Annotated in this window: 9 protein-coding genes; 3 read left to right on the top strand and 6 right to left on the bottom strand. The window is 46.6% G+C overall.

Annotated elements, in window-relative coordinates; translation table 11 throughout:
- Positions 1–10 precede the first annotated feature (10 nt).
- Positions 11–1,297, top strand: a complete 1,287-nt coding sequence (gene aroA / locus BLR32_RS12745) for a 3-phosphoshikimate 1-carboxyvinyltransferase (RefSeq protein ID WP_089832308.1) — start codon at positions 11–13, stop codon at positions 1,295–1,297.
- A 59-nt stretch (positions 1,298–1,356) separates the two neighbouring features.
- The gene (locus BLR32_RS12750) at positions 1,357–2,352 is read left to right on the top strand and encodes a chorismate synthase (protein WP_089832310.1); all 996 of its coding nucleotides are present in this window, start codon (positions 1,357–1,359) and stop codon (positions 2,350–2,352) included.
- 253 nt (positions 2,353–2,605) lie between these two features.
- Here BLR32_RS12750 and BLR32_RS12755 read toward each other — a convergent pair whose 3' ends face one another.
- From BLR32_RS12755 to gcvP, 6 genes are all read right to left on the bottom strand, one after another.
- Positions 2,606–3,328 (bottom strand): BamJ family beta-barrel-assembly machinery protein, encoded by a 723-nt coding sequence (locus BLR32_RS12755; RefSeq protein WP_089832312.1) that lies wholly within the window; start codon positions 3,326–3,328, stop codon positions 2,606–2,608.
- Between the two features lie 69 nt (positions 3,329–3,397).
- Positions 3,398–5,293 carry a CocE/NonD family hydrolase gene (locus tag BLR32_RS12760; protein ID WP_089832314.1) on the bottom strand — a complete coding sequence of 632 codons (1,896 nt, stop codon included), beginning with the start codon at positions 5,291–5,293 and terminating at the stop codon, positions 3,398–3,400.
- A gap of 48 nt (positions 5,294–5,341) precedes the next feature.
- A complete protein-coding gene (locus BLR32_RS12765) occupies positions 5,342–5,692 on the bottom strand; it encodes an MmcQ/YjbR family DNA-binding protein (protein ID WP_089832316.1) in 351 nt (116 codons plus the stop codon).
- Positions 5,693–5,825: 133 nt separating this feature from the next.
- Positions 5,826–6,344, bottom strand: a complete 519-nt coding sequence (locus BLR32_RS12770) for a hypothetical protein (RefSeq protein ID WP_089832318.1) — start codon at positions 6,342–6,344, stop codon at positions 5,826–5,828.
- Between the two features lie 301 nt (positions 6,345–6,645).
- Positions 6,646–10,191 (bottom strand): TraB/GumN family protein, encoded by a 3,546-nt coding sequence (locus BLR32_RS12775; RefSeq protein ID WP_176842259.1) that lies wholly within the window; start codon positions 10,189–10,191, stop codon positions 6,646–6,648.
- A gap of 189 nt (positions 10,192–10,380) precedes the next feature.
- On the bottom strand, positions 10,381–13,251 hold the full coding sequence (gcvP, locus tag BLR32_RS12780; protein WP_089832322.1) for an aminomethyl-transferring glycine dehydrogenase: 2,871 nt from the start codon (positions 13,249–13,251) through the stop codon (positions 10,381–10,383).
- Between the two features lie 188 nt (positions 13,252–13,439).
- Between gcvP and BLR32_RS12785 the strand changes: the two genes are divergently transcribed.
- Positions 13,440–13,934 carry a YkgJ family cysteine cluster protein gene (locus tag BLR32_RS12785; protein WP_089832323.1) on the top strand — a complete coding sequence of 165 codons (495 nt, stop codon included), beginning with the start codon at positions 13,440–13,442 and terminating at the stop codon, positions 13,932–13,934.
- Positions 13,935–13,936 lie beyond the last annotated feature (2 nt).

The following is a 13,936-nucleotide window of genomic DNA, read 5'->3' on the forward strand; positions in this document are numbered from 1 at the left end:
TAACTAATTTATGCAAGTAACAATATCACCCGGCGCTATCAGTGGTACAGTGACCGCCAATCCTTCCAAAAGTGCGATGCAACGCGCTGTTGCAGCAGCACTGCTGAGCAATGGTACCAGTATTATCCGTAATCCTGGCTTGAGTAATGACTGCCTGGCTGCACTTGATGTAGCAGCGAAACTGGGCGCCGTTATCAAACGTAATGAGGACCATATTGAAATTACAAGCAAAGGAGTATTTCCTCCTGCTGAAAATAAAGAGATCAATTGCGGGGAATCCGGTCTTGGTATCCGCATGTTCACACCCATAGCTTCCCTGTCAGACCAGGCTATCGTTATCAACGGACACGGTAGTCTCACTACCCGCCCGATGGATTTCTTCGAGCAGGTATTACCTCAGCTGGATGTAAAAATCACAACCCGCGAAGGGAAACTGCCTTTGAATATACAAGGGCCGCTGAAAGCAAAGAACATTACCATAGATGGATCATTGAGCTCCCAGTTCCTCACCGGTTTGCTGATGGCATACGGTGCAGTAGCAGAAGATGTAACCATCACCGTAAAAGATTTGAAAAGTAAACCTTACATCGCACTCACTTTGCAACTGATGGAACAGTTCGGCGTACAGGTAAAAGAAGAACAGTTTGAAAAATTCCACTTTGGTAAACGCCAGTCCTATAAAGCTGGTGAATATACTGTGGAAGGAGACTGGAGTGGTGCTGCATTTCTGCTGGTAGCTGCAGCTGTAGCAGGTAAAGCAGAAGTACACCATTTGAATACACAATCTGCACAGTCAGATAAAGCCATCCTGGAAGCCCTTGAAAAAGCGGGCGCCGGACTGCTGCCTGGTGTCTTCACCGTGATTGTACACAAGAATAAATTGCAGGCATTTGACTTTGATGCAACCGACTGTCCTGACCTGTTTCCTCCGCTGGTAGCCCTGGCCGCTAATTGTGAAGGCACCACGAAGATTATTGGTGTGAACAGGCTGGCGCACAAGGAAAGTGACCGTGGCAAAACACTACAGGAAGAATTTGGCAAGATGGGTATTGCCATTGAGCTGCATGGTGATGAAATGCTGGTACACGGTGGTACAGGCATTAAAGGAGCCGTTGTTAAATCTCACAATGACCATCGTATAGCCATGGCTTGTGCAGTAGCTGCACTGACAGCAGATGCACCGGTGGTGATTGAAGATGCAGAAGCCATTAACAAATCATACCCTGAGTTCTATGAGCATTTGGAAAAGATCGGTGGTATAGTAAAAAAGCAGGGATCCGCAAGCCTGACGCATTAACAGAAGCAGCGCTGACTAATGAATTCATTAGGTCAGGCTGAAAAAAATATTCAAACAGCATGAACAGCTTTGGTAGATTATTCCGGGTGAACGTTTTTGGAGAATCGCACGGCGCCAGTGTAGGCGTGAATATAGACGGTATTCCTGCCGGTATTCCGCTTACCCAGGAAGACTTCCTGCCCGACCTGGAAAGGCGTAAGGCAGGTGCGAAAGGTACCACACCCCGTAAGGAAGAAGATCTGCCTTACATTAAATCCGGTGTGTTTAACGACCGTACCACCGGTGCTCCTATTACGATATTATTTGAGAACAACAATACCCGCAGTACCGATTACGAGAAGCTCCGTGAGTTTCCCCGTCCCGGTCACGCGGACTTCGTAGCTACCCATAAGTACGGTGGCTTTGAAGACTATCGCGGTGGTGGTCACTTCAGTGGTCGTCTGACCCTGAACCTCGTGGCTGCCGGTGTGATCGCTAAAAAGATCTTGGGTTCTGGCATCTCTGTAAAGGCAACGCTGATTGAAGTAGGCGGCCTGCCTGATGCAGAAAAGGGACTGGAAGCAGCGATCGCCGCTAAAGACTCTGTTGGAGGTATCGTGGAATGTGTGGTAGAAGGCCTGCCAATCGGTCTCGGAGAGCCTTTCTTTGATTCTGTGGAATCGACCATTGCACACGCCGTATTCTCCATTCCAGCCATCAAGGGGATTGAATTCGGTGCTGGTTTTGCCGCTGCCCGTATGAAAGGAATAGAGCACAATGACGCCATCCTGGATGCAAGTGGCAAGACAGCTACTAACAATGCTGGTGGGGTAGTAGGTGGTATTACCAATGGCAATCCCCTGGTATTCCGGGTAGCCGTAAAGCCTACTTCCAGCACTCCTAAAGAACAACACACACTGAACATAAAAAGTGGTGAAGTGGAAAACTTCAGCGTAAAAGGACGTCACGACCTGTGCATTGCACTGAGAGTTCCTGTAGTCCTGGAAGCCGTAGCAGCTATGGCGCTGGCAGATTTTATGCTGCTGGAACAGCGAAGCGGCAGGGTATTCAAGTAATACGGTAATCTCCGCGTCAATAGACTCCGTCAGGAGTCTTAGTGTTTGTAGCCCGGGGTGATAACCCCGGGGACGAAATATGGGGTGCAACCCCGGGAACGAAATGCGGGGTGATAACCCCGGCGGCCAAAATACGGGTGCAACCCCTGGGACGAAATATGGGGTGACAACCGATATCAAAAAATCCAAACAACATCAATAAAAAAGGCGAATGAGCATCTCATTCGCCTTTTTCTTTATCTCTTCTGAGGAATTACTTCTCGATCGCAATCAGTTCCACTTCAAACACCAGCGCGCTGTTAGGACCGATTTTCGGGCCTGCCTGACGGTCGCCGTAAGCCAGTTCAGAAGGAATGAACAGCTTCCATTTGGAACCTACCGGCATCAGCTGCAATGCTTCTGTCCAGCCCTTGATAACGCCGCTAACAGGGAAGGAGATCGGCTGACCTCTCTCTACGGAGCTATCGAATACAGTACCGTCTATTAAAGTACCGTGGTAGTGGGTTTTTACCTTGTCATTGATGGTTGGTTTTGGACCGGTACCTTCAGTGATGATCTGATACTGTAAACCGCTTGGCAGTGTTACCACGCCTGGTTTGGTTTTATTCTCCGCCAGGAATTGTTCGCCGGCAGCCTTATTCTTTTGCATTTTCTCGGCTTTTATCTGTTGTAAATAATCACTAACACTCATATTACCTTGTTCTTTTGTTATCAATGGTGTGCTGCCACTAACGGCTTCTTTAAGCGCCTTAGCCAGTATATCAGTTTTTATGCTGTCAAGGCCCTGCATTTTCAACATATTGCCAAATTCCAGGCCAATAGCATAGCTAACGGTATCCAGTTTGGTTTGTAATAGCGGTGCCGGCGCTACAGCAACCGGAACTTCCTCTCCTTTTTTGGATTTTTTCTTCTTTTGTGCGTAACCAGGAAGGGTAGCCACGCCCAAAACTCCAAGTAATAGGGCTTTTCTGATCATATAATGGTTTATTGAACTGTACAAAATACCCTTGCAGAACACCGCCGGGGATAGCCTGCAAGTTAGCAACTATTTGATTACTGGCAACTCTATATGAGAAGCGTGCTGTGCATCATGGTAAATGCGGATGTCTGCCTTCCGGAAATCTTTGTCGTCGCAGGTATAAATATCTGTAAATACCTGTGGATTCCTGTCCACCAGCGGGAACCAGCTGCTTTGTATCTGTACCATGATCTTATGTCCTTTTTTGAAGGTATGGGCTATGTCCGGCAGGCTGAAATTCACATCAGTAGGTGTATTAGGCTTGAAGGCCTCTGGCTTTTCGTAGCTGTTACGGTATTTGCCCCTCATGATCTCGCCACGTACCAGCATCTGGTAGCCTCCCATCGGATAGGTAGCAGTAGGAACCCTGCGGTGTTCGCTGGGCGCATCCTGCTCATATTTAAAGTCGTTTGGAAACACATCGATCAGTTTTACAACGAAATCCGCGTCAGTGCTGCTGACGCTTACTACCAGTTTCGCTAATAGCGGACCGGCCACAGTAAGGTCTTCTGTCAGCGTGGGTGTTTCGAATACGGCTACATCCGGACGTCTGGCAGCAAAGCGCTGGTCGTCTGTCATGTAGTTGATAGTGCGTTCAAAGTGGACATCTTCTGTATATGGCACTGGTTTGGCAGGATCGCTTACATATGCTGTAAAGCTGCCGGTAGAGAGAGGTTTGCTGAAATCCAGTTTACCATTGGCCTGCAGGTACAGAGACTTTTGCTGGATATTCGCCAGTGGCCATTGTGCTAACTTACGCCATTGGTTTTCTCCTGTAAAGAAGATAGTGGCTTCCGCAATGCTGTCTGCAGATCCTTTCCCTTTCAGGTAATAGTTGAAGAAAGGATATTCTATATTTTCCTGGTACCATTGAGAGGTAGGGCTGCCAAATTGAATATTACCCTGGGAGGAGCCACCCTTTGTTCTGGCCCACTGTCCATGATACCAGGGGCCCATTACAATACGGTTGTTGGTTTTGCCGCTTTGCTTTTCGATCGCTTTGTAGGTGTTCCATGCACCGAAGCAGTCTTCTGCATCGAACAAACCACCCACCTCCAGCATAGCTGGTTGTACGTTTGTAAGGTATTGTCTTACGCTACGGGCTTTCCACCAGTTATCCTGGTTCGGATGTGACATGAGATCTTTCCAGAAAGCGATGCTGTCGCCCATTAAGCGGGTAAAGTTCTTTACAGCGCCTGTGTGCAGGTAGAAGTCGTAGTTGTCTGTATTGTGGTATTCGAAACTGGTAGGACCTACAGTCGTAGGTTTAGGCCTCGGTTTACCAAAGCTGGTATAAAAAGCAAAGGCATCCATGATAAAGAAAGCGCCATTATGGTGGAAATCATCTCCGGCAAACCAGTCGGTTACCGGCGCCTGAGGACTTACCGCTTTTAATGCAGGGTGACCGCTCAATGCTGCCATGGTAGAATAAAATCCAGGGTAGGAGATACCCAATACACCCACATTGCCATTGTTGTTCTCCAGGTTCTTCACCAGCCAGTCGATCGTATCGTAGGTATCGCTGGATTCATCAATGTCCTGTTTGGTCTTTTTAGCAGGATTATAAGGACGTACATCCACGAATGTACCCTCGCTCATCCAGCGCCCTCTCACATCCTGCATAACGAAAATATAGCCTTCATGCAGATAGGTATTATAGTGACTGCCCCAGAGCGGCAGGAATTTATCTTCTCCATATGGCGCACAGGAATAGGGCGTGCGGGACATAAGAATAGGATGTTTCTCTGATTTGTCTTTTGGCATATAGATGGTGGTGAACAATTTCACTCCATCACGCATGGGGATGTACACCTCTTTTTTTGTGTAGTTTTCACGCATCCATAAAGAGTCCTGATTGATACCCTTCACACAGGAAGTATGAAAGATGAGCGCTGTTATTACCAGCATTAGTAACTTTCTCATAAGCGATTTAATGATTTTGTTTTAGGTCTGAACAGTTTGTCAGTATTGTTAAGACAACAGGCTTTCCCTGTCTTTTTTGGGCAATGATTTTACTACGAGGTCATAGGAATCTTTGATCCACTCATAGAGTAAACGGTTTGGAATATTGGCATGTACGTCTATCGTATTCCAATGTTTTTTGTTCATATGATAACCCGGTGTTACACCATCGTACCGCTCCCGCAGTTCAATGGCTATTTCAGGGTCGCACTTCAGGTTGAATGTCTCAAAACTATCAACATGCGTGAGTGTAAACATCTTGCCTTTTACCTTGTATACAAGGATCTCTTCACCAAAGGGAAACTCCTCGGTAACGCCTGGTAGTGACAAACAATATTCTCTGAATTGTTCAATATTCATAACAGTATTATGTGAAGCAGAACTGAATAGGATAAAGGTAAAAAAAAGAAGGCCAACCTCATAGAAGATTGGCCCTGTTATAAATAAAGGTTGATTAGTTGCTACCAGCAGATATGGTTGGTTAATGATGAATTTAGAGCTTGGTGATGGCGAGGATCACGCGGGAATAACGCCCGTATACGATCTCTACCTGCTGACCAGCTTTGAAGTCATCTAACCTGCCACGCATCCAGTAAAACAGTCTGTTTCTTTTCTTTACACCTTCCTGCTGCACAATGAAGCTCGTCTGCATATCATTGTTGCCCTGGTAGATCATTTCCAATGGCACCTGTATCTGTCCTTTCTGTAATTTGGTAAGATCCTTTTTGATCGTGTAGTAACGTACATCCGTTACCTTGATCAGTGCGAAGACCAGCACCAGTACAAAAGACATCAGCCAAACCCAGAACCATGCGTTCTTATAGGAAAATAAGGACTGATTGATCTCTTCTTCACTAAGACGTTTACTGAGGAAAAATTGAGGTACAAAGGCGGCGATTACCACTAAGAGCAGGCCAATTCCTATGAATTTGTAAATCTGCTTTGTGTTCTTTTTTAACGCATCCTGAAGAAGAAATATCTCTTCGGTGGACATAAATTCGTAGTCCTGCATAATAATAATGGTTTTTCTTATATCTAATTTATATAAAATATTATTAAAATACTTATAATAATAACGTGAATACCGTCAACTTAGTATTAGTTAGGCTTAAAGAGTTGTAAATCAGGAAAACTTTTTTTATATGAATTGTCTGATATTACATACAAAAGACAATCGGCCGGGCACAGAATTGTGTGGCAACGCACAAAAACGAGGAGCAACTTCCTGGATATCGCAAAAAAAAGAAGCGGCCCGGGCCCGGAGAAAAATACCGGAGGCAGGCCGCTTAAATGAGGTTTAACTTTTCGAAACTTTAGTAGGCTTTCTCTTCCGCACTATCTTCCAGGTATTCTTTGTAGACTTCTGTTGCCTTGGCTGAGAGCTGCTTCTTATCCTTTGCAACTTCTTCTTCGATCCAATGGACCAGCACTGGTTGAAAATTAAGTTTCGAACGGTCAGGCGGATGGGGACCATTCAGTATATATTGCCAGTCTTCACTTTCATCGGTTTTATAACGGTACAATATGATCCATTCGGCCGCTTGTTTACCCTCCTGTACCTTTATGCGGGTAACCGGTTCGATTGCAGTAACTTCATAGTCGTCGCTCATGTAATAAGCTACATAGCTACTTCCGAGAAGATCCTGTGTAAGCAGGTGACGAATATGTGTTAACAGGTTATTGTCTTTTGCTGTCTTGATGAATGAGTATGCCTCCGATTGATCAGCAAGAATGCTGTTGAGTATTTTATCATCAACCCGGATGCCGCGGCTCATTAATCCACGTGCACCTAAGGCGCGTACTGATATAACAGTATCAGTCAGTAATTGTCTGAAGCTTGCCGCTGTCAGCGCAGGTGCAGATGGTATTGTAAGTATCTCGCCTGTACCAAGTAACTGGCTCTCCAGCACCCAGTCGTCATCTTCGTCTACTTTCCTTTCCTGCCATCTTTTTATCTGTTGTTCAAATAGCTGTGTTATGCCTGGTAACAATCGCCTGAGCTCATACTGTTCGAACTGTGGAGATAACCATAATGAATCACCACTGGTGTAGGAGGCGAAAGCCTCCAGGAAACTCTTTGATCGTGCGGCAGTAGCAACCATCGCTGGCATGTATTGTTTGTACAGGCTGTCTTCTCTGAATGAATAAGAAAAAATATTGCTGCCACTCTCATTATTTTCCGGTATTTCAGGCGCCAGGCGCAGGAAGGACCGAATGGCAGAATCTGAAGAAAGGCCTGTTAGCAACCGCAGAATGCTTCTACGCTGTTTTACATCTGTTGTACCTGCAAAAAGCATTTCCGCTGTATTGATAACGTTATCATCACTCATGTTCTTCAGTGATAACAGTAACTGCAGTTTTGCATTGTCACTTCCTGTGTCCGCAGGAAACGGTCTGGTCAGCGCACTTAGAATAAGCGCTTTATCAGTACTATCTACATCCATACCGGACCCGAAAAGATATTTATTAGCCTTGTTGAATATCGCCGTATCACTGCTTTGCAGATCTCTTAACAGCATAGGCAACTTCTTTTGTGCTAATTTGAATGTATCTGCTTTTCCTTTACTACCGGGATGAAAGGCTGCCAGGAACTGCTGTGCATATCCATTCGCCGCCAATTCTTCAGGCACAACTGCAGTCAGTCGATAAATAGTATGACCAGCTACGATCGCTTTCCGGTGCCATCGCAGACCTGTATTACGTCCTTTCATCTCTGTTTCATATACCGGAAGACCTTCCAGGATAGACTGCCTTTGGCTGGTGATGATAAAGTTGGTATCAACAGGATGTATAAAGGTTTTCAGAAGGCTATCAGGTTCATTGTGGAAGTAATGTGAATACTTTCTTACTTCCGCCATATACATGGAATAAGAAGTGCTATCCATCGCTGAATAGGAATAGATATTCAAACGGGATGACTCACGGTAATCATCAACGATCCCTCCGGTAAACAGCCCCGGACCAGTTATTGTAAAACTGCTGTCTGCCGGTGTAAATGCCACTGTGGGAGCCTTCGCCAGTAATGGCAGTCTGTGAAAACCATCAAAGAAACGTAGCCTGTAACTGCTATCTGTTTGATTGCCGTAATAGTTACATAAAAGGCTGTATGCAAGGTTACCCCGTGGAATAAAGTGAAGCCGGGAAATAACGCCGTTTGAACGCTGGTAGATCAGCTTGTATAATGGTAATCCTTCCCGTTCGGTTACGGTCGAATCGATCAACTGTAAAGTGCTGTCTTCCCCTAGCAAAAGTGTCTGTATAGTTTGCAGCAGTTTTTTGTCGTTAACTCTGTAATGATCACTTTGCATTTTGTCGATCCGCACTATGTAAGAGATGTTATTCGCGTCATCCAGCCCCGTGTATGCTTCCACCGGAGCTACCTGTTCCCTGTTGCCCGATTGTACGTGATTGGCATCCGAAGGGATAATGGCGGTGAAGCCTAAATCCGGGCGACGTAGCGTATCATATGTCGTGGCCGGGCGTGTAATATCATAAAAGCGGACAGATTTGAAAAACTCACTTCTGGAACTGCTGTCTGTGTCCTGCGAGCTGTGCATAAATATAAAAGCCCTGTTGTTACGTATAAACAGGCGCATGTAGAGCGGCATGCCTTTTTGCGACATTACGGCTTCTGTACCGGTTACATTGCGATAGGTGATGGGATAGGATTTCTTTATCTCTGCATTACCCTGCTGCGCCATGTTGGCAATCATAGTATTCACCAGCTCCCGGTCGTCAATACCCAGCTGGGTAATATCCACGCAAAAAGCAAATCCTGCCTGTATGTTATTGGCGCCGATATACATTTTCCGGTTTATGTTGGGAATCGGATAAGCAATCGGATTGCCGGGAAATGCAACGCTGTAACCATCAGCGATCCTGTTTAAGGTAAAGCCGTTAATACTGTCAAGCCGCTGGCGCTCTTTCCGCGCTGCTCCGGTGAACGTAGCTTTTACCGGCGTAGTGATGTATCCTTTTGCACGAAGTAACGATAGTATGCCCTTTTCACCGGGTAAATGAGCCACACCGACAGCGGCGAAAACACTGCCCTTGCTGATTAACGCTGAGAGATTAGCTGCCATTTCCCTGTTACGTGACACCAGATCAGGGATGTCGTCAAGCTCTTCGGAGAGGTTGACAAGATTTGATATCTTTTGCAGATCAGCACTATAATACAGGTTAACAAGTGAATCCAGGAAAGATACCCGTGCATTGAAGCGATCAGTTTTTTCCTTTGCATCACTATTGCCGGAACTATGATAGCCAAGATTTTGCAGGAATATTTCTTTCTGCACTTCCGATACGTTGGCACTCATAAGGGGCAACTGATTCTCAATCTTTTCCAGGCTATATATTGGTTTGTTGAGGAGTGTCGCTTTCTGGTGCAGCCATCCGTCCAGGAATATGCTTTCCGGTTTCGAATCAGGGCCTGCACTCTTTTTAAGTGCCTCTTCCTCATCGAAGAGCAACTGTTCCAGGAACCATAAACGCTTTACATATAGTTGCGCTATCGGCGCGCCTGTTTTCTCTGTAACCAGGCTGTCTACATACCTGTACTCATTTGCAGTGAACAGGAGACGCATATAATTGACAGTATCCAGCAAGGGACCTCCCGGCGCCAGCATATACGCCATCATTGAATCCATATCCACTTCCATAGCAAAAGAGGAGGCACTACGTAGTGCAACCAATACAGAATCACTGAATTCAAACACCCTTTCGTCCGTCAGATGCATAGTGCCAAACAAATAGGAGGGGGAAGTCATACCAGGACCATCAATGCGCCAGAGAAGTTCGTAATTTGATCTGTTAACGCGCTGGGCATGCAACACCGTAGGTATCAGCAGGATTAACAGCATAGCAAATAGCGTACGGGGAAAACGTCGGACGCCCTTTTTCCGACGATCGTTATAGGTATAGAACATATTAGTAAAATTACTAAAATTACCATTCCCGGTACGAAAAAGGGGCGATATCTTTCGACACCACCCCTCGTATTTTATGCCTGCATGACACAGGACTTTCTTTTTCAGTGCTCTAATTCCTTATTATGCCTCTGCTTCTGCATAAGCGCTCACAGGCTCACAGGTGCAGATCAGGTTACGATCTCCGTGGGTGTTATTCACACGGCTGATAGAAGGCCAGAATTTATTGAGTTTTACATATTCTAACGGATATGCTGCCTGCTGGCGGCTGTAAGGACGTGTCCACTCATCGGCAGTTACTACAAACTGTGTATGTGGCGCATGTTTCAGCACGTTTTGCTGTTTGTCGGCAATGCCGTTTTCGATAGCGGCAATTTCCTCGCGGATAGACAGCATCGCATCGCAGAAGCGGTCCAGTTCACTTTTATCTTCACTTTCTGTAGGCTCGATCATGATAGTGCCAGGTACAGGGAAGCTCATGGTTGGTGCGTGGAAGCCATAATCCATCAGGCGTTTTGCTACGTCTTCCGCTTCTACACCGGCAGAAGCTTTGAACGGACGCAGGTCAACGATGAATTCATGCGCACAGGTACCATTAACGCCATTGTACAGGATATCATATGCTTTTTCCAGACGCGCCTTCATGTAGTTAGCATTCAGGATAGCGTACTGGGATGCCTTTTTCAGGCCTTCAGCGCCCAGCAGGCGGATATATGCATAAGAGATCAGCAGGATGCTGGCAGAGCCATATGGCGCTGCAGATACTGCGTGAGCATGTGCTTTAGTGTCAAGGCTTACATGACCAGGCAGGAATGGAGCCAGGTGTTTTGCCACGCAGATCGGGCCCATGCCAGGACCACCGCCACCGTGAGGAATAGCGAAGGTCTTGTGGAGGTTCAGGTGACAAACGTCAGCACCGATCAGACCAGGAGCAGTCAGACCTACCTGGGCATTCATATTGGCGCCATCCATATATACCTGTCCGCCGTGTTCGTGAACGGCATTACAAATGTCTTTTACGCTTTCTTCATATACACCGTATGTAGAAGGGTAGGTGATCATGATACCTGCCAGGTTTGCTGCATACTGTGCCGCTTTAGCTTTCAGGTCGGCTACATCGATGTAACCGTTTTCCAGTGCTTTCACTACTACCACCTTGAAGCCGGCCATTACTGCTGATGCAGGGTTGGTACCGTGTGCAGAAATTGGGATCAGCATCACATTACGGTGACCTTCACCTCTGCTTTCATGCCATGCACGTATTACCAGCAGACCAGCATACTCGCCCTGGGCGCCGCTGTTAGGCTGAAGACTGCAGGCGTCAAAAGCAGTGATCTTACACAGGTAGTCGCTCAGTTCATCCACGATCTGCTGATAACCGCCGGTCTGGGATTTAGGTGCAAACGGGTGCATCTTGCTCCAGTGGTTCCAGCTCAATGGGATCATTTCTGTAGCTGCATTCAGTTTCATGGTACAGCTACCCAGTGATATCATGGAGGTGTTCAGAGACAGATCCTTGTTTTCCAGCAGCTTCAGGTAACGCATCATTTCAGACTCACTGTGATGTGTGTTGAACACCGGGTGCTGCAGGTAAGGAGAGGTCCTTTCCAGGCCCGCAGGAATGCTGGTAGCTTTCAGCTCAGCACTGTTGCTGGTTAATTTGCCGGCTTCAAAGATGCCGAGTATATCGTTCACATCCTGGATGGTAACGGTTTCATCGAGGGAGATGATCACGCGGCCGCTTTCAGGATAGAAGAAGTTGATGCCGATTGCCTCTGCTTTATTTTTAATCGCAGCGCTGTTGCTTACACGTACTTCGATGGTATCGAAGAAGAAGTTAGCACCCAGTTCCATGCCTTTTGCTCTCAGCTTTTCAGCCAGTGCATTAGCCAGGATAGCCACACGGGTAGCGATGTTTTGCAGGCCTTTAGGACCATGATAAACAGCGTACATAGCAGCCATATTGGCCAACAGTGCCTGTGCAGTACAGATATTGGAAGTAGCTTTTTCACGTTTGATGTGCTGCTCGCGGGTCTGCAGCGCCATACGCAATGCACGGTTACCCTGTGCATCAATGCTTACACCGATGATACGGCCAGGGATGGCACGTTTAAAATCATCCTTTACAGCAAAGAATGCAGCGTGCGGACCACCAAAACCTAATGGTACACCAAAACGCTGCGCAGAACCTAAAGCTGCATCAGCACCCAGTTCACCCGGAGCCGTCAGCAGTGTCAGCGCCAGCAGGTCAGTTGCCATTGCCACATAAGCACCTGCTGCATGTACTTTATCAACGAAGCTGCGGTAGTCTTCCACACTGCCGATGCTATTTGGATATTGCACCAGCGCACCGAAGTAAGTTTCGTCTATTGCAGCAGTATTGTAATGGCCCACTACCACTTCAATGTTCAGTGGCGTAGCGCGGGTGTATATAACGTCGATTGTCTGCGGGAAGGTGTTGACATCAACAAAGAACTTAGGACGACTCAGATTATCATGATCTTTATTCAGTGCGCTGAAGAACATTGCCATGGCTTCAGCAGCAGCGCTGGCTTCATCCAGCAGGGAAGCATTCGCAATGGGAAGACCTGTCAGATCGCTTACCATTGTCTGGAAGTTCAGCAGGCTTTCCAGGCGGCCCTGTGCAATCTCAGCCTGGTAAGGAGTGTACTGGGTGTACCATCCCGGATTTTCAAACACATTACGTAAAATCACACTTGGAGTGATGGTATCGTAATAACCCTGCCCTATATAATTGCGGAATACATGATTCTTTAATGATACATCTTTCAGATGGCGCAGGTAATCACTTTCACTGATTGCTGCCGGAACCGCCAGCGGATGCTGCATACGGATAGCTCCCGGTACTGTTTTGCTTACCAGCTCTTCCAGGGAAGATACTCCGGTAGTATCCAGCATCTGGTTGGTTTCAGCTTCATTAGGCCCAATGTGCCGGCCTACAAATTCATTCTGTTGTATATCAAAAAGATTCATGATGTAAAGCAGGTATGTTAGAAAAGAATGTGCAAAGCTATAACGTTTTTTAGCAATGGCCAAACCAGCGCGGTCGTTGGAGAAATTGCGGTGATAAATGCCGTAATGAAACGATGGCAATTGTCATAAGCTTGTAATGTGTTGTTGCAGCTGGTAGTGTTGTATCCCATTCCTATCTTTGCAGTCTAATGGACGATTTACTTATAAACTGGGAACAGAAGGCCCAGGAGCAGCAAAAGGCTAACAAGCAGTTCCTGCAGAAGCTGCAAACGAAAAGGGGAAGAGGCGTGGAGAAGTTATTGCCAGACCTGCACGACGAGGCTTTCAGTCATATTGATTGCCTGAAATGTGCCGGTTGCTGTAAAACGATCAGCCCCCGGTTCAAGATGCCCGATATTAAACGCATCGCCAAATACATGGGCATGAAGGAATCCGCCTTTATTGACCAGTACCTGCGCATGGATGAAGATGGGGATTATGTGGTGAAGTTCAGTCCCTGTCCCTTCCTCGACGCCGATAACTATTGTAGCATCTACGATGCCCGTCCGGGCGACTGCCAGAATTATCCCTATACAGACAGCTTCGATTTTATCAAGCGGCCCAACATCACGTACCTGAACAGTACGATCTGTCCTGCGGTATTTTACGTGCTGGAAAGGCTGAAAAAGATCACAAAACTATAGCC

Source organism: Chitinophaga filiformis, assembly GCF_900102545.1.
Lineage (GTDB): Bacteria > Bacteroidota > Bacteroidia > Chitinophagales > Chitinophagaceae > Chitinophaga > Chitinophaga filiformis.